We start from the raw sequence: 21,285 nt of genomic DNA, 5'->3' as shown, positions 1-21,285 counted from the left end.
GGCGCGGTCGTGGGGAACTGGAAACAGGAGGTTTCCGATGACCGAACACCTGAACAATCACCACCGGGACACGCTGGATCAGATCCTGCGGCATCCCACCAGCTCAAACATTGAGTGGAAGAACGTCGTGTCACTGCTCGAAGCGGTGGCCGACACCACCCGGGAGCACAACGGCAAGTACGAGGTCACCCTCGGCGGGCAGACGGACTTCCTGGAGCCGCCGCGGGGCAAGGACATCGACGAGCAGACAGTGGTTGACCTGCGAAAGATGCTGACCCGCGCCGGATACACCCTCGACACCAAGTAGTCCCGGGCGGCCCGGGGCTACTTGGTGTCGCGGAACCGGCCGGGCCGCCAGCCCGAATTACTCGACCGTCAACTCGCCCATGCGCGACCAGTCTTCGCCGTCGATCACGGTGTTGATGATCTTCGGAGTCTCCACCAGCGCCTGCACCATGTCCTTCATGGCCTGCTGGAAGTGATCGCTCTGGACGTGGGCGGCAGCGGCGTCGTCCTTGAAGGCTTCGACCAGGACAAACTCGTTGGGGTTCTCCAGGCTGCGCGACCAGTCGAACCACAGATTGCCCGGCTCGGCGCGGGTGGCGGCCGTGAAATCGGCAGTCAGTTCCGGCCAGCGGTCGGCCCATTCGGGCTTGACGTTGAATTTGACGGTTATGAAGATCACGTGTGCTCCTTGGTCGGCCCCGGTGTTGGGAGCTTCATCGTAGACAGATCCCGCCAGCCGCTGTCCACATAGCCGCTCCACGCAGCCTGTCCACGCACGGCAGCCATGCGGCCGGCAGCGCGCCGGATGGGAGGATAGGAGCGTGGCTCACCTCGACGTATCCAACATTGACTATTTCCTCTCCGACGGCCGGCAGCTGCTCAACGGCGTCAGCTTCAAGGTGGGGGACGGGCACAAGACTGCCCTGATCGGCCCCAACGGCACCGGCAAGACCACGCTGCTGCGGATCATTGCGGAGGACATCAAGGCCGACGAAGGCACCGTGGCGAAGTCCGGATCCATGGGCATCATGCGCCAGTTCGTGGGCCAGGTCCGCGACGACAGCACCGTCCGTGACCTGCTGGTCTCGGCCGCCCCGCCGGCGCTCGCCGCCGCCGCCAAGGCAGTGGACGACGCCGAGCTGGCCATGATGGAGCGCGACGACGAACCCACCCAGATGCGGTACGCCACAGCCATCGCCGACTGGGGAGATGCCGGCGGCTACGAGCAGGAAACCGTCTGGGACGAGGTCACCATGGCCGCCCTGGGTGTGCCGTTTGACCGGGCGCAGTACCGCAAGGCCTCCACGCTGTCCGGCGGCGAGCAGAAGCGCCTGGTCCTGGAGGCCCTGTTCTCCGGCCCGGACGAGCTGCTGCTCCTGGATGAACCGGACAACTACCTCGACGTTCCCGGCAAGCGCTGGCTGGAAGCGAAACTCGCGGAATCGAAAAAATCAGTGCTGTTTGTCAGCCACGACCGCGAGCTGCTGGACAACGCCGCGACCCGCATCGTCACCCTGGAGCCCGGCATCAACGGTGCTTCCGCCTGGATCCACGGCGGCGGGTTCAGCAGCTACGTCACTGCCCGCGAGGACCGCAACGCCCGGTTCGAGGAACTGCGGCGGCGCTGGGACGAGGAGCACCTGAAGCTCAAGGAACTCGTCAACATGTACAAGAACAAGGCTGCGTTCCGCTCCGACATGGCCAACCGTTACCAGGCCGCGCAGACCCGGCTGGCCAAATTCCTTGAGGCCGGCCCGCCCGAGGCGCTGCCCATCGAACAGAACGTGAAGATGCGGCTGCGCGGCGGACGGACGGCCAAGCGCGCCGTCGTCGCGCAGAAGCTGGAACTCACCGGCCTGATGAAGCCCTTCAGCACCGAAATCTGGTTCGGCGACCGGGTGGGCGTGCTTGGCGCCAACGGCTCGGGCAAATCGCACTTCCTGCGGCTGCTGGCCGCCGGCGGCACCGATCCGGAAAAGGAACACGAACCGGTGTCCGAGGTGGAGATCGCTCCGGTGCCGCACGAGGGATCGGTGAAGCTCGGCGCCCGGATCCGGCCCGGCTTCTTCGCGCAGACCATGATGCGCCCGGACCTGCTCGGCAAAACCCTGCTGGACATCCTGCACCGCGGCGACGACCACCGCTCCGGGCTGGGCCGCGAGGCTGCGGCCGGCGCACTGGACCGCTACGGGCTGGCGGCGTCCTCGGAGCAGAAATACGATTCGCTCTCCGGCGGGCAGCAGGCCCGGCTGCAGATCCTGCTGCTGGAACTCTCCGGCGCCACGCTGCTGCTGCTGGATGAACCGACCGACAACCTGGACCTGCATTCCGCCGAGGCGCTGGAAAAGGCCATCGACGCGTTCGAAGGCACCGTCCTGGCCGTCACTCACGACCGCTGGTTCGCCCGCAGCTTCGACCGGTTCCTGGTCTTCGGCTCCGACGGCAAAGTCTACGAATCCGAGACCCCGGTCTGGGACGAGAAACGCGTGGTCCGGGCCCGCTGACCGGACCGCCGGCCGGCCCCTTTGTGTGTGCCAGGCCGCCGGCCGGGCAAGTCAATCGGCTAGTGCGCAAGGGGCCTCACCGCCGCCCCTGATGCCGAGTGTGCAGCTCTGCCGACTTCGAGCCGCTTTCGTCGGCCCACGCTCGCCGAGTGTGCAGATCGGGTGACTTCCGCGCCGCCGAGCCCGCCATACGTGCGCACTCGGGGAATCCTGCCCGCTATATCTGCACACTCGATGGCCAGGGCCCATCCAGTGTGCAGATCGTGGGCTCACAGGGCTGCGGCTGCCGCCGGTGTGAGCAAGGTCCGTTTCCGCCGCGGCGCGGACTGGCTGCACAATATAGGCGTGAAGAGCTCTCTGGACCGTGCCCTGATTTCCGTCTTCGTGATCTTTGGCCTCAACGGCCTCATTTTTGCCAGCTGGGCCGCCCGCATTCCCGCCGCCGCCGAATCCCTCGGGATCGGCGCGGCGGGGGTCGGGCTGCTGCTGTTGTTTTCCGCCGTCGGCTCGATCTGTTCACTGCCGCTGGCCGGATCCATCGCCCAGCGGATCGGCACCGCCGGTGCCGTGCGCGCCGGCGGACTGACGACGTCGGCCGCGTCCCTGATCATCGCCGCCTCCCTGTTTTGGCCCAATGTGCCGCTGGCCGCAGGAGGCCTGCTGCTCTTCGGCGCCGGCATCGGCCTCTGGGACGTGGCCATGAACCTGGAGGGCACCGAGGTGGAACGCCACCTCGGCCGCACGGTGATGCCCAGGTTCCATGCCGCGTTCAGCGGCGGCGCATTTGTGGGCGCTATGATCGGCGCCGTGCTCTCGGCCGTCGGAATTTCGCTGTCCCTGCATCTGCTGGGCATCGTGGCGATTGCCACGGTGCTGGTGCTGGCCGTGCCGCGGAACTTCCTGCCCGACCCGGTGCCGGCGCACGACGACGACGGCGCACCCGCTGCTCCGCGGTCGCGGTTCGCCGCGTGGAAGGAGGGGCGCACCCTGCTGATCGGCGTGGTGGTTTTGGGCGCCGCGCTGACCGAGGGCGCCGCCAACGACTGGGTGGCCAAGGCCACCGTGGACGGCCTCGGCACCAGTGAAACCGCCGGCGCGGTGATGTTCGGCATCTTCGTGGCCGCCATGACCGCCACCCGCTGGTTCGGCGCGCAGCTGATCGACCAGTGGGGACGGGTTCCGGCGCTGCGGATCTGCATGGGCGCGTCACTGGCCGGGCTGCTGCTGTTTGTCCTGGCCCCCAATCTGGTGCTGGCCGGGATCGGGGCCGTCCTGTGGGGAATCGGCGCGGCCCTGGGCTTCCCCATGGGCATGTCTGCGGCCGGCGAAGACCCGGCCCATGCGGCCAGCCGGGTGTCGGTGGTGTCCACCATCGGCTACCTGGCGTTCTTTGTCGGCCCGCCGGTGCTGGGATTCCTGGGCGAGCACTGGGGTATCCGCAACGCGCTGCTGCTGGTGGGCGCGGCCATGCTGCTCTCCATCCTGTTCGCCCCCGCCGCGGCGGAACGGAACAGAATTTCCGAGGCCGCTCCGTAAAGCTCCCGGTCCGAACCGGCACCAAAACCAGCGGACCGCATGTGTCCGCAATGGGGGTGCCGGACCCGCAGTGCCCGGCCTATCTTCGACCAATGTTCATTTCCCCAACCTCGTCTGAAGAACCGAGCGCCCCTGGCTCTCCGCTGATAGAGGCGCACGGAGTCGCGAAAACCTATAAGTCCAAGTCGGGGCCGGTCCATGCGCTGGCCGGACTGGACATTGCGGTGCCCGAAGGCGCCGTCATGGCACTGCTGGGACCGAACGGCGCGGGAAAGACCACCGCCGTCAAGGTCCTCACCACGCTGATCAAGCCCGACGCCGGAACCGTCACCATCGACGGCATCAACGTGCTCGCCCATCCCAAGGAGGTCCGGAGGATCATCGGCGTTTCCGGCCAGTACGCCGCGGTCGATGAAAACCTGACCGGCATGGAAAACCTGCGGATGGTCGGCCGGCTGTACCACCTTCCGGACAGGCAGGCCCGGGCCCGCGCAGCCGAACTGATCGACATGTTCGACCTCGCCGAGGCCGGCAACCGCCCGGTTAAGGGCTATTCCGGCGGCATGCGGCGGCGCCTGGACCTGGCCGGAGCCCTGGTGAACAGCCCGCGGGTGCTGTTCCTGGACGAACCGACCAGCGGCCTTGACCCGCGCAGCCGCCTCGCGCTGTGGCAAGTCATCAAGGACCTCGTTGCCGGAGGCACCACGCTGCTGCTGACCACGCAGTACCTGGAAGAAGCGGACCAGCTGGCGGACACGGTGGCCGTGATCGACCACGGGACAGTGATCGCCGAGGGCACCTCGGATCAGCTGAAGTCCCGGATTGGCGGACACAGTGTCGCCGTGGCGCTGGTGGACGGAAACGACGCCGCCGCGGCCGAGGCCGTTCTCGCCCGCCACGGCTCCGGCCAGCCGCACACGGCCGACGACGGGCGCGCCCTGGAAGTGAGCGTCCAGAACGGCCCGGCCTCCCTGCAGCTCGTGCTCTCGGATTTGCAGGCGCAGGGCATCGGACTGCACGACGCCGGCATCCGCCGGCCCACGCTGGACGACGTTTTCCTGCAGCTCACCGGCCGACCCGCCGAGGAGGAACCGGAAGCCGGGGCTGCAGCGGATGCAGATGACAAGGAAGGAGCCCGCCGATGAGTGCCGCAGCAACCCGACTGCCCGTCGTGACCACCCGCGGCAAAGCGGCCACAGCCAACTGGGCCGCTGACGGCTGGACCGTCACCTGGCGCAACCTGATCAAAATCAAGCGCTCGCCGGACATGATCATCTTCGCCGTCCTGCAGCCCATCATGTTCGTGCTGCTGTTCAGCCAGGTCTACGGCGGTTCGATTTCAGTGGCCGGCACCGACTACACGCAGTATCTGATGGCGGGAATCTTCGCCCAGACAGTGGTTTTCGGTTCCACGTTCTCCGGGGCGGCGATGGCCCAAGACCTGAAGGAGGGAATCGTCGACCGGTTCCGCACCCTCCCGATGAGCCCCTCGGCGGTGCTGATCGGGAGGACCAACTCGGACCTGGTGCTCAACGCGATTTCCATGCTCATCATGATGGCGACCGGTCTGCTGGTGGGCTGGCGGGTCAACACCTCCTTCGCCTCCTTCCTGGCCGGGGTGGGGCTGCTGCTGCTCTTTTCCTATGCCTTCAGCTGGGTGATGGCCCTGCTCGGCATGAGCGTCCGCTCACCGGAGACCATCAACAACGCGTCCTTCATGATCCTGTTTCCCATCACGTTCATCTCCAACGCATTTGTGCAGAGCTCCACCCTGCCGGCGCCGCTGGAGGTCTTCGCGAACTGGAATCCGGTGTCGGCCCTGGTGCAGGCCGCGCGGGAGCTGTTCGGCAACCTGGGTGACACCCCGGTGCCGGACACCTGGCCCATGCAGCATGCGACCGCGACGGTCCTGATCGGGTCGGCGGCGATGCTGCTGGTCTTTGTTCCTCTGGCGGTGCGGAAGTTTGAGTCGGTAAGCTCCCGCTAGGCAGCGGACCGGTTTCCCGTGCAGCCCCTGTCCGCTCCAGCGAAGGGCACATCATGATTGAGGCACAACGGCTTGCCAAGCGTTTCGGTGACACGACCGCCGTCGACGGCATCACCTTTTCGGTCCGGCCGGGAAAGGTGACCGGGTTCCTGGGTCCCAACGGTGCCGGGAAATCCACCACCATGCGCATGATCGTGGGCCTGGACCGTCCCACCGCCGGCACCGTCATTGTCAATGGGAGCCCGTATGCCAGCCACCGGGCACCCCTGCACGAGGTCGGCGCCCTGCTCGAGGCCAAGGCCGTGCATCCCAAACGCACCGCGTACAACCACCTGCGGGCGCTGGCTGCCACCCACGGCATTTCCTCCGGCCGGATCAACGAGGTCATTGAGCTGACCGGCCTCGGTCCGGTGGCCAGGAAGCGCGTGGGCGGCTTTTCGCTGGGAATGGGGCAGCGCCTGGGCATCGCCGCGGCGATGCTGGGGGACCCGCAGACCCTGATCTTCGACGAGCCGGTCAACGGCCTGGACCCCGCGGGGGTGCTGTGGGTCCGCCACCTGGTCCGCGGCCTCGCCGCCGAGGGCCGCACCGTGTTCATCTCCTCGCACCTGATGAGCGAGATGGCAGTGACCGCCGACCACCTGCTCGTGATCGGCCGCGGCAGGATCCTGGCTGACGCGCCGATGGACGAAGTCCTTGCCGGCAGTGCACAGGAACGCATCCTGGTGCGCACCGACGACGCCGATGCCCTGACGGCGGCGATCGGCTCGGCCGGGGTTGAGGTGCGCCGATTGGCGGCGGACCACCTGGACATCCTCGGGTTGTCGTCCCGCAGCATTGCGGAGGCGGCGCTGTCCCGCGGCATTCTCCTCACCGAGCTCACGCCCCAGCAGCTCTCCCTCGAGGACGCCTACATGGAGCTGACCCGCGGACAGGTCGAGTACCAGTCGCAGGAGATCGACCGGTCCCGGACCGCCGGGGACGGGCCAGCGGCGCCCGGGACCTGAGACGCGGCGCGTGTGCCGTTCCCGCCGGGTGTCATCCCTAAGGCGGAGATTTTTATGCGCAACATCATCCCTCGGTGCCGGGCCAGCGCCGGGGCTGACCCGTAGGCTAAGGGAGAGCTGGGGAAGCTGAACGCTTCGGAGTTGCCCGTCACCGGGCGTCGGAACCGAAAAGTCCCGGCTGTCCGCTTCCACTCCAAAGTGAGGAACGCACCATGATTGAGGCACACGGCCTCGCCAAGACCTTCGGCAGCAAGCATGCCGTCGACGGCATTTCCTTCACCGTCAAGCCCGGCAGGGTGACCGGGTTCCTGGGCCCCAACGGCGCCGGAAAATCCACCACTATGCGCATGATTGTCGGCCTGGACCGGCCCTCCGCCGGCGGGGTCACGGTCAACGGCAAACCCTATGCCCAGCACAAGGCACCGCTGCACGAGGTGGGGGCACTCCTTGACGCGAAAGCCGTCCACACCAAGCGTTCGGCCTACAACCACCTGCGCGCCATGGCCGCCACGCACGGGATTTCCAACAAGCGGGTCAACGATGTCATTGAGCTGACCGGACTCGGGTCGGTCGCCCGGCGCCGGGTGGGCGGCTTCTCGCTGGGCATGGGGCAGCGGCTGGGCATCGCCGTCGCCCTCCTCGGCGACCCGCAGACCCTGATCTTCGACGAACCGGTCAACGGCCTCGATCCGGAGGGCGTGCTGTGGGTGCGCAACCTGGCCAAGGGACTGGCCGCCGAAGGGCGGACAGTCTTCCTGTCCTCGCACCTGATGAGTGAAATGGCAGTTACCGCCGACCATCTGATCGTCATCGGCCGCGGCCGCATCATTGCCGATGCGCCCATTGCCGACATCATTGACGGCGGTGGCCGGCTGCGCACCCTGGTCCGGACCGACCAGCCCGACGAGCTGCGCCGGGCACTGGAAAACCGTGAAACGTCCTTCGCGCAACTGGAACCGGACCTTTTGGAGGTCACCGGGCGGGAGCCGCGCAGCATTGCCGAGGCAGCGCTGGACCGCCGGATCCTGATCTACGAGCTCACGCCGCGGCAGGTATCGCTGGAGGACGCCTACATGGAGCTGACCCGCGATCAGGTCGAATACCAGTCACAGTCCATCCAGCAGGACCCGGTGCCGGCCCGCATGGCCGGCGTCCACGCCGCGCGCGGAGGAGAATCAGCATGAGCAGCCAGACATTACCCACACCTGCCCCGGCCCGCCGCCGAGACGGCTCCGGCCTCACCTTCGGCCGGGTCCTGCGGTCGGAATGGATCAAGGTCACCACCGTTCCCTCCACCGTGATCCTTTTGATCATCACGCTGGTGGTCATGGTGGGGCTCAGCGCCCTGTACGCCTGGCAGATGGCCGTCTCCGTTGGCTTCATCGCCGACGCATCGCCCGAAATGCAGGCGCAGATGGGTGGCGTCACCATGGAAGACATGCGGGAGGACGCCAAGCTTGCACCCGCCAGCGGCTACATCTTCGGACAGCTGCTCATTGCCTCCCTGGCCGTGGTCCTGATCGCCTCGGAATGGGGCACGGGAATGATCCGCTCCACCATGGTCGCCGTGCCCAAGCGCATTCCGGCGCTGCTGGCGAAGAATCTGGTGATTGCCGTCGTCGCGTTTGTCCTCGGTGCCGGCGCAGCGCTGGTCTCCTACTTCATCGCCCAGCCCATTCTGGCCGCCGAAGACCTGGAGTTCGCCCTGTCGGACGAGGGCGTGTGGCGGTCCATCCTGAACACCGGAACCTATCTGGCGCTCATCGCGGTGATTTCGATGGCCATCGGCACCCTGCTGCGCAACACCGCCGGCGGCGTGGTGACCGCCATCGGTCTGTTCTTCGTGGTTCCGGTGATCGTGGTGAACCTGATCCAGGGCCTGGCGGACTGGATTCCCGACGCCGCACGCTTCCTGCCCACCAACGCCGGCGACATGATGCTGGCGCTGTCCACCACCGAAGGACAGCTCACTCCGCTCGAAGGCGGCCTGGTGATGGCCGCCTGGGCAGTGGTGCTGCTGCTCGCTTCCCTGCTGGTGACCAAGCGCCGGGACGTCTAAGGACGGTGTCCGGGACAGGCCCCGCTGAAACAGCGGGCCGCAGGAAGTTTGGTGCCGGCAGCGGCGGATGAACGGCTGCCGCTGTCTCCACCGGATGCCCTTTCGAGGGCCGGAAACTCCTCCACAGCGGGGAGTTTCCGTCGTTAACCGGCCTGTTTTCCCGCATTCGGCGGAGCCATTACGCACGGGGAGCAGGCTCTGGTTGAATCGGTGTATGTCTGATGCAATGGATCACATCCAAGACCTCGGTGCTTTTGTCAGCGCCTCACCCTCCAGCTTCCACGCGGCCCGCGAGGGCGCGCGCCGCCTGGCGGCGGCGGGCTTCACCGAACTTGATGAAAGCCTGGAATGGCCGGCGGAGCCCGGAAAATACTCGGTGGTGCGCGACGGCGCCCTGATCGCCTGGATCGTTCCGCCGGGCGCCGGCGCCGCGACCGGATTCTCGATTCTGGGCAGCCACACCGATTCCCCGTCCTTCAAGCTCAAGCCGCGGTCCACCACCGGCCGGCTCGGCTGGCTGCAGGCCGGGGTCGAAGTTTACGGCGGACCGCTGCTGAACTCCTGGCTGGACCGCGAGCTGCAGCTGGCCGGGCGCCTGGTCACCCTGGACGGCGAGGAGCACCTGGTGAAAACCGGTCCGCTGCTGCGTTTCCCGCAGCTGGCCATTCACCTGGACCGGTCCGTCAATGAGGGCCTGAAACTGGACAAACAGCAGCACATGAACCCGGTCTGGGGGCTGGGGGATCCCTCCACCGCGGATCTGCTGGAACTCCTGGCCGCCCGTGCCGGACTGTCCGCCGCCGAGGTGGGCGGGTACGACATCGTTGCCGCTGACACCCAGGAACCCCGCACCTTCGGTGCCGACCACGAGTTCTTTGCCTCCGGACGGCTGGACAACCTGTCCTCGGTCCACGCCGGACTGGCCGCCCTGATCGCCGCGTCGGAGAACAAGACTGGCGGGTCCATCGCCGTCCTGGCGGCCTTCGACCACGAGGAAGTGGGCAGCGGCAGCCGTTCCGGGGCTGCCGGGCCGTTCCTGGAGGACGTGCTGAACCGGATTTCCGGCGGCCTCGGCGGATCCGCGCTGGATCGGCAGCGGGCGTTCGCGGCCTCCTTCTGCATCTCGGCCGACGCCGGCCACGCCGTCCACCCGAACTACGCCGAGCGCCACGACCCGGCCAACCACCCGGTGCTCAACGGCGGTCCGCTGCTGAAGATCAATGCGAACCAGCGGTACACCACTGACGCGCCGGGCGCGGCCCGCTGGGCCGGACTGTGCCGGCGGGCGGGCATTCCCTATCAGGAATTCGTCTCGCACAACTCGATGCCCTGCGGCTCCACGATCGGGCCGCTCACCGCCACGAGGCTGGGCATCCGCACCGTCGACGTCGGGATTCCGCTCCTGTCCATGCATTCGGCCCGCGAGATGGCCGGCGTCCAGGATCCGCACCACCTGGCGAAGGTGACCGAAGTGTTTTTCGCCGGCTGACCCGGGGCAGCCTCCCGGTGGAAGGACCCGGGAGGGGCGGCCCGGGCGGGGTGCCCTGCGGGTGCAGCGTCCCGTCCCGTCCGGATCACCTTCCGGCGTCCGGTAGACTAGCTAAGTCTGTGCTATCGGCTACGCCGACTGCTTTCCCGCCGCCTGGTCACCCAGGATCGGCAGGACGACAACGCAAAAGAACCTCCTGTTACGGAAATGCCGTGACCGTATAGCCCAAAGGAGGTGGGTTCACAAATGCGTGCTTATGAACTGATGGTTATCATCGACCCCGAGGTAGAAGAGCGTACAGTCGAGCCTTCGCTCGACAAGTTCCTCAATGTAGTCCGCAACGATGGTGGAACCATCGACAAGGTCGACATCTGGGGCCGTCGCCGCCTCGCCTACGAAATCCAGAAGAAGGCTGAAGGCATCTACGCAGTGGTTAACTTCACCGCGACGCCTGCAGCTGCTGCTGAGCTTGACCGCCAGCTGAGCCTGAACGAAACCATCATGCGCACCAAGATCATCCGCCCGGAAGAGCAGAAGATCTCGAAAAAGGATGCCAAGAAGGCCGCAAAGGCTGAAGCTGCAAAGGTTTCCGCAGAGTAATTTCTGCAAACCAAACCGAAATCAGGAGACACCATGGCAGGCGAGACAACTATTACCGTCGTCGGCAACCTAACGAATGATCCGGAACTCCGGTTCACGCCGTCAGGTTCGGCAGTGGCTAACTTCACCATTGCCTCGACTCCGCGGACCTTCGACCGCACGTCAAATGACTGGAAGGACGGCGAAACGCTGTTCCTTCGGGCATCTGTCTGGCGCGAAGCCGCTGAGAACGTGGCCGAATCCCTGACCAAGGGGACGCGTGTTGTTTGCCAGGGCCGCCTGAAGTCGCGTTCGTACGAAACCAAAGAAGGCGAAAAGCGCACCGTCATGGAGCTTGAGGTCGACGAGATCGGCCCCTCGCTTCGGTACGCTTCCGCGAAGGTTACCCGCACCCAGCGCTCCGGCGGCGGTGGCGGCAACTTCGGCGGCAACAGCGGAAACTCCGGAAACAGCGGCTTCGGCGGCAATTCCAACCCCGCATGGGGCGGAGGCCAGCAGCAGCCACAGGCTGCGCCGGCCGAAGATCCCTGGGGTGCTCCCGCAGGCGGCGGCAACGCCGGCGGCTGGGGCAACGGACCGGATTCCAACGACCCGCCCTTCTAAATCTCCACCGAAGACCGGTGTCTGCCCTCACGGGAAGCCTGCCCTTCTTCACCCCTGCGCCTTCGGGCGCAACCTCAGACGGCACTCGCCGTCGAGCCCATCCCGTGGAATGATCCACGGGCTCCACTAGACATAAGGAGCTCCACGATGGCTAAGGCTGAACTTCGCAAGCCCAAACCAAAGTCCAATCCCTTGAAGGCCGCTGACATCACTGTCATCGACTACAAGGACGTAGCATTGCTGCGCAAGTTCATTTCCGACCGCGGAAAGATCCGCGCCCGTCGCGTAACTGGCGTAACCGTGCAGGAACAGCGCAAAATCGCTCAGGCAATCAAGAATGCCCGTGAAGTTGCTCTCCTGCCGTACTCCGGCGCTGGCCGCGGCTAAGGAAAGGAACCTAACTCATGGCAAAGCTCATTCTGACCCACGAAGTAACCGGTCTCGGCGCTGCCGGCGACGTCATCGAGGTAAAGGATGGTTACGCACGTAACTTCCTTCTGCCCCGCGGCTTCGCTCTGACCTGGACCAAGGGTGGCGAGAAGCAGGTTGAATCCATCAAGGCTGCCCGCGCCGCCCGCGAGCACGCTTCCCTGGAAGATGCTCAGAAGCAGGCTGCTGCACTCTCCGCCAAGCCGGTCACTCTGGCCGTCAAGGCCGGCGAGTCCGGACGCCTCTTCGGCACGGTCAAGGCTGCCGATGTTGCTGCTGCTGTCGAAGCTGCCGGTCTTGGCACCATCGACAAGCGCAAGGTTGAACTGCCGGCTCACATCAAGTCGGTTGGTTCCTTCCAGGCCAACGTTCGTCTGCACGACGACGTCGCTGCTGTCATCGACCTCAACGTCGTAGCCGGCTAGCACGTCCACCAGCACGCCCTCGGGCGTGTGCCGAGCGCCCTCCGCCCTTGTGGCGGGGGGCGCTTTTGTGTCCGTTTCCGTGCGTCCGGCGAACCTCCGGACGCACGGAAACGGGGCAGCCGCAACCGCCCTCCGGCGTGCACGGCCTTCTGCGGGCCCCGGAGTGGCAGTGGCGTACGACCCTGCGGACCCACCGGGAGCATCCCGCACGCGCCCCTCACGGGCCGGAGGGAGCTCCTGTGGATATTAGCTGTGGACAATCGCCGCGGATCGGGGGATAACCCGGGCCGTATGCCCCTTGAGGCCATCTGTCAACCTGAAAGCAGGGGGTGAATGTTGAGAAAAAATAGTCGCTATACACAGGTGTGGACGAGTGTTTCCCCTAGTCAGAGAGCTATTTGCCGCAAAATCAATAGTTTATCCACACCCTTATGCCCAACCTGTGCACAAGACACGCCCAGTTATCAACATCTTGTCCACAAGGGCTGTGGATAACTCGTTTGGGAGCAGAGGTTTTCGGGACTACGGTTGCGGGTGAATCCCTTCTAATCGACTCCTTGCCCCGTCACCGAAGACGGTGCCGTTTGACCGGCGGCCGCCGCCCGCAAAAGTGTCACCGCGGCGGGATAGACCTGAATCAGCTGCCACCGGGCAGGGATCGCAACTCAGCAGTACCTTGGGAAAGGGTTACACAGTGTCGCTCATGCATACTGACGCACCGGCATCCAGCTCCAGCTCCGACTTCGCACGGACACCGCCGCAGGATCTGGTTGCCGAGCAGTCAGTTCTGGGCGGCATGATGCTCTCCAAGGACGCCATTGCTGACGTGGTCGAGGTGCTCCGCGGCATCGACTTCTACCGCCCGGCACACGAATCCATTTTTGAAGCCATCATTGACCTGTATGGCCGGGGCGAACCGGCCGACGCCGTCACCATCTCCGATGAGCTCACCAAGCGCGGCGAGATTGGTCGCATCGGCGGCCCGGCGTACCTCCACACGCTCATCCAGTCGGTGCCCACCGCGGCCAACGCCGGTTTCTACGCGGAAATTGTCCGTGAGCGGGCCGTTCTGCGCCGCCTCGTGGATGCCGGGACCAAGATCGTCCAGCTGGGTTACTCCAGCGACGGCATGGAGGTTGACGACATCGTCAACGCCGCCCAGGCCGAGGTCTACGCCGTCGCGGAACGGCGCACCGCCGAGGACTACGTGCCCCTGAAGGACATCATCGAGGGCACGGTGGACGAAATTGAAGCCGCCCAGCACAAGGGCGAGGGGATGACCGGCGTGCCGACCGGTTTCTACGAACTTGATGAACTGACGCAGGGGCTGCACCCCGGCCAGATGATCGTGATCGCCGCCCGCCCCGCCGTGGGTAAGTCAACCTTCGCCCTGGACTTCGCCCGCTCGGCCGCCATCAAGAACAACATGACCACCGTCTTCTTCTCGCTGGAAATGGGCCGCAACGAGATTGCCATGCGCCTGCTCTCCGCGGAGGCCACGATCGCCCTGCAGGACCTGCGCAAGGGAACCATCAAGGACGAGCAGTGGGGCAAGATCGCCACCACCATGGGCCGGATGAATGAGGCTCCGCTGTTCATCGACGACAGCCCCAATATGTCGCTGATGGAAATCCGCGCAAAATGCCGGCGCCTGAAGCAGCGCCACGACCTGAAGCTCGTGGTCCTTGACTACCTGCAGCTGATGTCTTCCGGCAAGAAAGTGGAGTCACGCCAGCAGGAAGTTTCCGAGTTCTCCCGTGCCCTGAAGCTGCTGGCCAAGGAGCTGGAAGTCCCGGTCATCGCCCTGTCGCAGCTGAACCGTGGTTCCGAGCAGCGCACCGACAAGAAGCCGATGATCTCCGACCTGCGTGAATCCGGTTCCATCGAGCAGGACGCCGACATGGTCATCCTGCTGCACCGCGAGGACATCTACGACAAGGAGTCCCCGCGCGCCGGCGAAGCTGACGTGATTGTGGCCAAGCACCGTAACGGTCCCACCAAGACCATCACCGTGGGCTTCCAAGGCCATTACTCCCGCTTCTCCAACATGGCGGTGGAGGGCGGCTCGGGCTTCTAGGCCTGCCGCCCGGAGCCTGCTCCGCGGGCCGGGACCGCCCCGACGACTAGAATCGGTACTGCCGGTCTGCAGCCCGAGGGTTCTTCGCCAGCCGTCCCCTGACCAGTTCGTTCCCAAGGAGTACCCGTGCCCAAGTCCAAACCCCGCAAGAAGGCCGCCGCCAAGAAGAAGCAGGCCCGCCGCACCGAGCACGAAACCAATCTGCTCTTCGGCAACACGCCAACGTTCGTCAGTGACGAGGGCGAGGCGCTGCTCACGGCCCGCGGCTGGATCAGCGAGCGGAGCCAGCCCGGCGGGGCAGACCAGGGCGACGCCTGGTACTGGATGCCGTCGCAGCTGCCCGCCTACCTGGAAGAGGGCGAGCCTGTGCCCACCTCCGTCTATCCCCTGGAAACCGGATTCGTCAGCCAGCTGGCGACGGCGGACGGCTCGGTTCCGGCCGAGGCCCAGACCGAGTATGCCTCCCTCGAGGAACTCGAGGCGGACCTGGAACGGCTGGAGGCCTACCGGGTTCCGGAAGAATCCTGGACCGTCCTGGGCGGCGGGCCCGGCAAGGACGAGACCCCGGGCGAGCTCATTGACACCATCGCCGAGGAATGGGAGCTCGTTGCCGAGCTGATTCACTTCCCGTACAGCAATGAGCCGGGTCCGCGGTCATTTGAGGCCGTGGAGCAGGCGCACGGCGAAGGGCGGCTGACGGAGTACGCCTACCGGTCGGTCCTCGCCGGCCGCGGACTGCCCGTTCCCGCCGTCACCAACCCGGACGACTAGCCGGAGGCCGTCGTCGCCCGGGACGGTGACGACGGCGGCGCCGGGGCGCGTGCGCCGCTAGAGCCCGGAACCGGGCGTCGGCGTGGCGTTGCGGTCCCGGCTGGAGGCGAGCTGCCAGGGAACGCTGGCCACCATGATGCCGGGCTCGAAGTGCAGCCGGGCCTTGATCCGCAGTGCGGTTTGGTTGTGGACCAGCTGCTCCCACCAGCGCCCGACGACGTACTCGGGGATGTAGACCACAAACAGGTCCCGCGGGGCGGTCCGCCGCGCCTCGCGCAGGTACGCGAGCACCGGGGAGACGGTCTCCCGGTACGGGGAGGACAGGACCGTCAGCGGCACCGGAATCTGCAGGCGCTCCCACTCCTCCAGGACGCGCTCAGTGTCCTCGGAGTCAATGTCCACGACGATCGCGTTCAGGCTGGACGGCCGCGAAGCCCGGGCGTAGGCCAGCGCCCGCAGGGACGGCTTGTGCACCTTGGAAACCAGGATGACGGCGTTCACCCGCGAGGGCAGGGCCAGGCCCTGGACGTTGTCCTCCACCGAGAGTTCCCGGGCCACGGAGTCGTAGTGCGTCCGGATGGCGAACATCAGCAGATACAGTGCGCCCATTGCCAGCAGGGCAATCCAGGCGCCGTGGGTGAACTTGGTGATCAGGACAATCAGCAGCACCAGTGCGGTCATGCCGAAGCCGACGGCGTTGATCACCCGGGAGCGCTGCATCCGGCGCCGGGCGTCCCTTTTCCGTTCGGTGCGCAGCTTGGCCGTCCAGTGCCGGATCATGCCCAGCTGGCTGACGGTAAACGAGACGAACACGCCGACAATGTACAGCTGGATCAGCCGGGTAACGTCGGCGTTGAAAACGAGGATCAGCACCAGGGCGGCGAGGCCCAAGGCGATGATGCCGTTGCTGAAGGCGAGCCGGTCGCCGCGCGTGCGCATCTGCCGGGGCAGGAAGCCGTCCTTGGCCAGGATCGAGGCCAGCACCGGAAAGCCGTTGAACGCAGTGTTCGAGGCGAACACCAGGATCAGGCCGGTTGCGGCCACCACAATGTAGAACGGGAGGCTGCCGTCGCCGAAGACGCTTTCCGCAAGTTGGCTGATGACCGGATGCTGCACGTAATCCGGGCCCACGGGGGCTCCGTTCAGGGTCAGCTGGGTGGCCGGGTCCTGAACCACGCGGACCCCGGTGGCGCGGGCCAGCGCCATGATGCCGGCCAGCATGGACGCACTCACCACGCCCAGCAGGAGCAGGGTGGTGGCGGCGTTGGTGCTCTTGGGCTTGCGGAAGTTCGGCACCCCGTTGCTGATGGCCTCCACACCGGTCAGGGCGGCGGCCCCCGAGGAGAAGGCCCTCAGCAGCAGAAAGGCTCCGGCCAGGCCCACCAGTCCGCTGTCCAGCCCCGACTCCGGGACCAGGTCAAACGCCGCGGACGGAGCGTCGGCCAGGTTTCCCGCGGCTGCCTGGAACGCGCCGTAGGCACACATGCCCAGCACCGATGCCATGAAGAGGTAGGTGGGAACCGCGAAGAGGGTGCCCGCTTCCCGGATGCCGCGCAGGTTGACCAGGACCAAAGTGGCCACGCCAACGGCGGCTATCGGAGCCTGAAGCCCGTTGAGCGCCGGCGCGGCCGTCACCAGATAGTGGGAGGCCGACGACATGGAAACTGCGACCGTGAGCACGTAGTCCACCAGCAGGGCGGAGGCGACCGTCATCCCCGCGGGTTTGCCGAGGTTGGCGTTGGCGATCTCGTAGTCTCCCCCGCCGGAAGGATAGGCGTGCACGTTCTGCCGATAGGACGCGACGACGGTCAGGAGGACCACGATGACGGCCAGCCCGACCCAGGGCGAAAGGGTGACGGCGGTTACTCCGGCCAGGGCCAGGGTCAGCAGGATTTCGTCCGGGGCGTAGGCCGCGGACGAGAGGGCGTCGGATGCATACACGGGAAGGGCAATGCGCTTGGGAAGAAGCGTGCGCGAGAGCTGTTCGTTGCCGTAGGGACGCCCGACAAGAATGCGTTTCAACGCATTGAGGAAGGTGAGCACGTGGTCAAACCCTAGACCCGGGACCCTTGGCTGTCCACAGCGCAAGGGTGCACGCTCTATGAGCTTCGGCACAGCTGACGCGGCGTCCCATACCCGATCCGCGTGTTGATACGGGTATCAGAAGCATAACGATCCGCTGTGATCGATACCATTTTGGAATCAGTTGGACTCGGAGCCAACATGTCTTACGGTAGTTAACGGTTCGGCAAAGGTCCGGACCGCAGTCGGACCCATGGTGTCCGGCGATCAGGCTGGCACCGTTCCAGGTGCAGCCGCACGCTCGGTGCCTCGAGCCACCAGATGTCGCCACTTCGTCAGGCACCGTATCCATGCCCTCTATTTTCACATGGGGCTGGCGGCAGCGTAGAGAAGCCCTGGGAAGGGTGGAACGCAGGTGGGCCCTTGGGAGCAGCCACTACTAATGACCAAGTCTAAGATCAGCCGAAACGTGCGCCGGGGACTCGCTGTTGCAGCCATCTCAGGTGCAGGCCTCGCCCTGACCGCAGTACCGTCTCAGGCTGCTGACGCGAGCACATGGGATGCACTGGCACAGTGCGAAAGCGGCGGTGACTGGAGCATCAACACCGGCAACGGATTCTCCGGCGGACTTCAGTTCACGCCGAGCACCTGGGCTGCCTTCGGCGGCACCGGTGATCCGTCCTCCGCTAGCCGGGAACAGCAGATTGCCGTGGCCGAGCGTGTTCTTGCCGGCCAGGGCTGGGGCGCATGGCCCGCCTGCTCCGCCAAGCTCGGTCTGTCCGGCGGTGCCACCGGTTCGGTGAGCACCGAGAGCCAGGCCGTTGCCCCGGCCACGCCGGAATACGTGGCCCCGGAGCAGACCACGCAGCAGTATGTTGCCCCCGAACAGACCACTGAGTACGTCGCCGAGGCGCCGGTTCAGGAAACTGTTCCGGTGGAGACCTACGCCGTCCCCGAGACCCCGGTGGTACCGGAGGCCGCAGTGCCGCAGACCCCGGTACAGGTCCTGCCTGAGGCTCCGGCCCCTGCACCGGCTCCGGTGCAGACCCCGGCCCCGGCCCTGAGCGGTGAAACCTACACCGTCCAGTCCGGCGACACGCTCTCCGCCATTGCCGAGAAGCTGGGTATCGAAGGTGGCTGGCCGGCACTGTACAACGCCAACGCCGACACCATCATCCACGCGGACCTGATCTTCACCGGCCAGGTGCTGCAGCTCCCGGCCTAACAACCGGGCAGAACAGCTGGGGATCCGCGGAACCGCGGGACCCAAAAGCAGCAGGCGCTCCGCCGAAAGGCGGGGCGCCTGCTGCGTTAAGCCAAGGCCCGGCCGTGAGCTAACCGCCTGCCACGGATTGCAGGATCAGGACCTGCGCGCCCGGACGCACCGGGCTGGCCAGCCCGTCCAGCGCCCGCAGCTCCTCGCCGTCGATATAGACGTTCACGTAGCGCCGCAGCCGGCCGGCCTCATCCCGGATCCGGCGTTCCAGCCGGGGGTAGTCAACCGCCAAGCCGTCCAGGAGCTGAGCGGCAGTCAGTCCGGCCCCGGCGGCCCGCTCCAGCTCTCGGTTCCCTCCGGCGGCGGCGAACAGCCCTGCCGGCAGGACCAGATGAACCGGCTCCGGGATCATGCGCCGAATCCTGCCGGCACGATGCCGGCCCGCACGCACAGCACATCGGGAAGGTTGCCGGCCACGAGCGAGAAGGTGTCTCCCTCGTCCGCGCTGCCGAACACCTGGCCGCCGCGCGTGCCGAAGTAGATTCCGGCGGGTTCGGCGGTGTCCACGGCTGCGGCGTCGCGGAGGACCGCGTTGTAGTCGGTTTCGGGCAAGCCGTCGTCGAGCCGGGTCCAGCTCTCCCCGGCGTCGGTGCTGCGGTACACGGCGAGGTGGCCGTCCGGCGGAATCCGCTCGCCGTCGGCCTTCAGCGGCACGGTCCAGATGGCGCCCGGCCGGGTGGGATGGGACAGCATGACAAAACCGAAATCGGCCGGCAGCCCGCCGGCAATCGAGATCCACGAGTCCCCGCCGTCGTCGGAGCGGTACACGCCGTGGTGGTTCTGCACGTAGAGCCGCTGCGGATCACCGGCGTCGCGGGCCGCCTTGTGCACGCACTGGCCGAACTCAGGATTCGGATCCGGCAGGAAATAGGCGCTGATGCCGTTGTTGCGCGGAACCCAGGACGCACCGCCGTCGTCCGTCCGGTACACCCCGGCCGTGCTGATGGCCACATGAACGGTGTCATCGGCCGGGCTGGGCAGCACTGTGTGCGCGGCCGCGCCGCCGAACCCGGCGCCCCACTCGCTGCGGTGCGGATGATCCCAAAACGGCTGGTTAATCTCGAAGTGCTCACCGCCGTCGGTGGACTTCCATACGGAAATGGGCTCGGCGCCGGCCCACACCACGCCCGGGCGCGCATCGCTGTCCGGCTGCAGCTGCCACACCCGCGCCAGTGCCTCGCCGGTCTCCTCCGGGAACCGGACGGCACCGTCTTCGGGTTCGCTCCACGTTGCGCCGAGGTCATCGGAGTGGACGACGCACGGCCCCCAGTGCCAGTTCATGATGCCCGCGAGGATGCGGGGTGTTCCGCCGCGCGTATCAACCGCCAGCGAGGCGACTTCGTCCATCAGGAAGTGCGGGCCGGCCACTGTCCAGGCATGCCGGTCGGTGCTGGTGGCCAGCCACAGGCCCTTTTTGGTGCCGATGGTCAGGACGGCGGTGTCCCCGTTTTTCATGCCAGTATTCGACCACGCGGCGGGGCCCCGGACAAGGGCGGGCCGCCGGGCCCGCATGGAAATACTGCCCTCCGTCCGGTAGGTATGAAGGATGTCCTTCTTGCATGAGGGGCCGTTCCGGTGATTTACATTGACCCGCCGCTGTGGCCCGCGCACAACACACTGTTCTCCCATTTGGTTTCCGACACCTCGCTGGCCGAGCTGCACAGCTTTGCCGCTGACGCGTCCATCGCCGTCCGGGCCTTCGACCTGGACCACTACGACGTGCCGGCCGGCCGCTACCGCGACCTGGTGGCGCGGGGAGCGGTGGAGGTCGACGGCGGCACCCTGGTGCGCCTGCTCATCGGCAGCGGGCTGCGGATCAAGGCCCGGGAGCGCAGCGCCTCCCTGGTGCATCCGCTGCTCGCCCGCTGGGAGGCCCTGCTGCCGGGCCGCCGTGAGCTGGGGGCGGAGCTGCTGAACCGCTGGGGCGAACCGCACCGCCGCTACCACGACCGCCGCCATCTGCTGGCAGTCCTGGAAGCCGCCGAGCTGCTCTGCGGCGGCCGGCAGCCGCGGACGGTCCTCCTGGCCGCCTGGTTCCATGACGCCGTCTACCGGGGCGCCGCTGACGACGAGGAACAGTCCGCCCGCCTGGCCGAGGACCTGCTGGCCGAGGCGAACCTTCCGGCGCAGGAGATCCGTGAAACCTCACGACTGGTCCGGCTGACCGCCGGACACGATCCCGCCCCAGGAGACCTCGCGGGGCAGGTGCTCTGCGACGCCGACCTCTCGGTGCTGGGCCGGGAGCCGGAGGCCTACCGCCGTTACCTTGCCGACGTGCGGAGTGAGTATCGGCACCTGGACGATGCGGCCTTCGCGGCCGGCCGCGGGCGGGTGGTCCGCGGGCTGCTGGCCCTGGAGCCGCTCTTTCGCACCTCCGCTGCGCGGCACCGCTGGGCGGAGCAGGCACGCCGGAACCTGTTGTCCGAATTGGCGCCCGGGATCAGCGCTGACGAAGGGGCGGGCGGCGAAAAAGCCCTAGAGTTCTAGTGTGACC

The 21,285-nt window shown here is 66.6% G+C and carries 21 protein-coding genes; 17 read left to right on the top strand and 4 right to left on the bottom strand.

Annotation, left to right across the window (positions count from 1 at the left end):
* Positions 1-37: 37 nt before the first annotated feature.
* Positions 38-307 (top strand): hypothetical protein, encoded by a 270-nt coding sequence (locus tag QNN99_RS10795; protein ID WP_229966454.1) that lies wholly within the window; start codon positions 38-40, stop codon positions 305-307.
* A 57-nt stretch (positions 308-364) separates the two neighbouring features.
* Here the strand turns inward: QNN99_RS10795 and QNN99_RS10790 are convergent, their stop codons facing one another.
* Positions 365-685, bottom strand: coding sequence for a putative quinol monooxygenase (locus QNN99_RS10790; RefSeq protein WP_229966453.1), 321 nt, complete (start codon positions 683-685; stop codon positions 365-367).
* A 142-nt stretch (positions 686-827) separates the two neighbouring features.
* Here QNN99_RS10790 and QNN99_RS10785 point away from each other — a divergent pair, with 142 nt between their 5' ends.
* The 14 genes from QNN99_RS10785 (at position 828) to QNN99_RS10720 (ending at position 15,493) form a co-directional block, all read left to right on the top strand.
* Positions 828-2,510, top strand: a complete 1,683-nt coding sequence (locus tag QNN99_RS10785) for an ABC-F family ATP-binding cassette domain-containing protein (RefSeq protein WP_229966452.1) — start codon at positions 828-830, stop codon at positions 2,508-2,510.
* 345 nt (positions 2,511-2,855) lie between these two features.
* On the top strand, positions 2,856-4,046 hold the full coding sequence (locus tag QNN99_RS10780; protein ID WP_229966451.1) for an MFS transporter: 1,191 nt from the start codon (positions 2,856-2,858) through the stop codon (positions 4,044-4,046).
* Between the two features lie 92 nt (positions 4,047-4,138).
* Positions 4,139-5,191, top strand: coding sequence for an ATP-binding cassette domain-containing protein (locus QNN99_RS10775; RefSeq protein ID WP_229966450.1), 1,053 nt, complete (start codon positions 4,139-4,141; stop codon positions 5,189-5,191).
* Positions 5,188-6,033, top strand: coding sequence for an ABC transporter permease (locus tag QNN99_RS10770; RefSeq protein ID WP_229966449.1), 846 nt, complete (start codon positions 5,188-5,190; stop codon positions 6,031-6,033). The genes QNN99_RS10775 and QNN99_RS10770 overlap by 4 nt, the downstream gene beginning before the upstream one ends.
* A 53-nt stretch (positions 6,034-6,086) precedes the next feature.
* Complete coding sequence (locus QNN99_RS10765) at positions 6,087-7,040, top strand: ABC transporter ATP-binding protein (RefSeq protein ID WP_229966448.1); 954 nt, start codon at positions 6,087-6,089, stop codon at positions 7,038-7,040.
* Positions 7,041-7,252: 212 nt separating this feature from the next.
* The gene (locus tag QNN99_RS10760) at positions 7,253-8,224 is read left to right on the top strand and encodes an ABC transporter ATP-binding protein (protein ID WP_229966447.1); all 972 of its coding nucleotides are present in this window, start codon (positions 7,253-7,255) and stop codon (positions 8,222-8,224) included.
* Positions 8,221-9,099: an ABC transporter permease gene (locus tag QNN99_RS10755; protein WP_229966446.1), complete on the top strand. Its 879-nt coding sequence runs from the start codon at positions 8,221-8,223 to the stop codon at positions 9,097-9,099. The genes QNN99_RS10760 and QNN99_RS10755 overlap by 4 nt, the downstream gene beginning before the upstream one ends.
* A 214-nt stretch (positions 9,100-9,313) precedes the next feature.
* The gene (locus QNN99_RS10750) at positions 9,314-10,588 is read left to right on the top strand and encodes a M18 family aminopeptidase (protein ID WP_229966445.1); all 1,275 of its coding nucleotides are present in this window, start codon (positions 9,314-9,316) and stop codon (positions 10,586-10,588) included.
* 246 nt (positions 10,589-10,834) lie between these two features.
* A complete protein-coding gene (gene rpsF, locus QNN99_RS10745; protein ID WP_152220935.1) occupies positions 10,835-11,188 on the top strand; it encodes a 30S ribosomal protein S6 in 354 nt (117 codons plus the stop codon).
* Between the two features lie 33 nt (positions 11,189-11,221).
* Positions 11,222-11,791: a single-stranded DNA-binding protein gene (locus QNN99_RS10740; protein ID WP_229966444.1), complete on the top strand. Its 570-nt coding sequence runs from the start codon at positions 11,222-11,224 to the stop codon at positions 11,789-11,791.
* A gap of 147 nt (positions 11,792-11,938) precedes the next feature.
* Positions 11,939-12,178 carry a 30S ribosomal protein S18 gene (gene rpsR, locus QNN99_RS10735; protein WP_003800144.1) on the top strand — a complete coding sequence of 80 codons (240 nt, stop codon included), beginning with the start codon at positions 11,939-11,941 and terminating at the stop codon, positions 12,176-12,178.
* A 17-nt stretch (positions 12,179-12,195) separates the two neighbouring features.
* Entirely contained in the window at positions 12,196-12,645 is a 450-nt protein-coding gene (rplI, locus tag QNN99_RS10730) for a 50S ribosomal protein L9 (RefSeq protein ID WP_229966443.1), read from the top strand.
* Between the two features lie 703 nt (positions 12,646-13,348).
* Positions 13,349-14,722 carry a replicative DNA helicase gene (gene dnaB, locus QNN99_RS10725; protein WP_229966442.1) on the top strand — a complete coding sequence of 458 codons (1,374 nt, stop codon included), beginning with the start codon at positions 13,349-13,351 and terminating at the stop codon, positions 14,720-14,722.
* A 126-nt stretch (positions 14,723-14,848) separates the two neighbouring features.
* Complete coding sequence (locus QNN99_RS10720) at positions 14,849-15,493, top strand: hypothetical protein (protein ID WP_229966441.1); 645 nt, start codon at positions 14,849-14,851, stop codon at positions 15,491-15,493.
* A 57-nt stretch (positions 15,494-15,550) separates the two neighbouring features.
* On the opposite strand, the gene QNN99_RS10715 is transcribed toward QNN99_RS10720, so the two are convergent.
* Positions 15,551-17,536 carry an APC family permease gene (locus tag QNN99_RS10715; RefSeq protein ID WP_229966440.1) on the bottom strand — a complete coding sequence of 662 codons (1,986 nt, stop codon included), beginning with the start codon at positions 17,534-17,536 and terminating at the stop codon, positions 15,551-15,553.
* A 421-nt stretch (positions 17,537-17,957) separates the two neighbouring features.
* On the opposite strand from QNN99_RS10715, the gene QNN99_RS10710 reads away from it, so the two are divergent.
* Positions 17,958-18,740, top strand: coding sequence for a transglycosylase family protein (locus QNN99_RS10710; RefSeq protein WP_229966439.1), 783 nt, complete (start codon positions 17,958-17,960; stop codon positions 18,738-18,740).
* Positions 18,741-18,849: 109 nt separating this feature from the next.
* Here the strand turns inward: QNN99_RS10710 and QNN99_RS10705 are convergent, their stop codons facing one another.
* Both QNN99_RS10705 and QNN99_RS10700 read right to left on the bottom strand, forming a co-directional pair.
* Entirely contained in the window at positions 18,850-19,143 is a 294-nt protein-coding gene (locus QNN99_RS10705; RefSeq protein ID WP_229966438.1) for a MoaD/ThiS family protein, read from the bottom strand.
* Positions 19,140-20,246, bottom strand: coding sequence for a WD40/YVTN/BNR-like repeat-containing protein (locus QNN99_RS10700; RefSeq protein ID WP_229966437.1), 1,107 nt, complete (start codon positions 20,244-20,246; stop codon positions 19,140-19,142). Before QNN99_RS10700 ends, QNN99_RS10705 begins: the two co-directional genes overlap by 4 nt.
* A 120-nt stretch (positions 20,247-20,366) precedes the next feature.
* Between QNN99_RS10700 and QNN99_RS10695 the strand changes: the two genes are divergently transcribed.
* Positions 20,367-21,278, top strand: coding sequence for a DUF4031 domain-containing protein (locus QNN99_RS10695; RefSeq protein ID WP_229966436.1), 912 nt, complete (start codon positions 20,367-20,369; stop codon positions 21,276-21,278).
* Positions 21,279-21,285 lie beyond the last annotated feature (7 nt).

The sequence above is a fragment of the Arthrobacter sp. zg.Y820 genome (assembly GCF_030125555.1).
In the GTDB taxonomy this organism is placed as follows: domain Bacteria; phylum Actinomycetota; class Actinomycetes; order Actinomycetales; family Micrococcaceae; genus Arthrobacter_B.
This window is presented reverse-complemented; position numbering and strand designations above follow the sequence as displayed.

What these genes read in the sequence shown, in the direction of transcription:
- rplI (WP_229966443.1), top strand. Translation starts at nt 12,196, where the DNA reads ATGGCAAAGCTCATTCTGACCCACGAAGTAACCGGTCTCGGCGCTGCC.
- QNN99_RS10770 (WP_229966449.1), top strand. Translation starts at nt 5,188, where the DNA reads ATGAGTGCCGCAGCAACCCGACTGCCCGTCGTGACCACCCGCGGCAAA.
- rpsF (WP_152220935.1), top strand. Translation starts at nt 10,835, where the DNA reads ATGCGTGCTTATGAACTGATGGTTATCATCGACCCCGAGGTAGAAGAG.
- dnaB (WP_229966442.1), top strand. Translation starts at nt 13,349, where the DNA reads ATGCATACTGACGCACCGGCATCCAGCTCCAGCTCCGACTTCGCACGG.
- QNN99_RS10775 (WP_229966450.1), top strand. Translation starts at nt 4,139, where the DNA reads ATGTTCATTTCCCCAACCTCGTCTGAAGAACCGAGCGCCCCTGGCTCT.
- QNN99_RS10765 (WP_229966448.1), top strand. Translation starts at nt 6,087, where the DNA reads ATGATTGAGGCACAACGGCTTGCCAAGCGTTTCGGTGACACGACCGCC.
- QNN99_RS10740 (WP_229966444.1), top strand. Translation starts at nt 11,222, where the DNA reads ATGGCAGGCGAGACAACTATTACCGTCGTCGGCAACCTAACGAATGAT.
- QNN99_RS10760 (WP_229966447.1), top strand. Translation starts at nt 7,253, where the DNA reads ATGATTGAGGCACACGGCCTCGCCAAGACCTTCGGCAGCAAGCATGCC.
- QNN99_RS10750 (WP_229966445.1), top strand. Translation starts at nt 9,314, where the DNA reads ATGTCTGATGCAATGGATCACATCCAAGACCTCGGTGCTTTTGTCAGC.
- QNN99_RS10795 (WP_229966454.1), top strand. Translation starts at nt 38, where the DNA reads ATGACCGAACACCTGAACAATCACCACCGGGACACGCTGGATCAGATC.
- QNN99_RS10755 (WP_229966446.1), top strand. Translation starts at nt 8,221, where the DNA reads ATGAGCAGCCAGACATTACCCACACCTGCCCCGGCCCGCCGCCGAGAC.
- QNN99_RS10710 (WP_229966439.1), top strand. Translation starts at nt 17,958, where the DNA reads ATGACCAAGTCTAAGATCAGCCGAAACGTGCGCCGGGGACTCGCTGTT.
- QNN99_RS10700 (WP_229966437.1), bottom strand. Translation starts at nt 20,246, where the DNA reads ATGAAAAACGGGGACACCGCCGTCCTGACCATCGGCACCAAAAAGGGC.
- rpsR (WP_003800144.1), top strand. Translation starts at nt 11,939, where the DNA reads ATGGCTAAGGCTGAACTTCGCAAGCCCAAACCAAAGTCCAATCCCTTG.
- QNN99_RS10705 (WP_229966438.1), bottom strand. Translation starts at nt 19,143, where the DNA reads ATGATCCCGGAGCCGGTTCATCTGGTCCTGCCGGCAGGGCTGTTCGCC.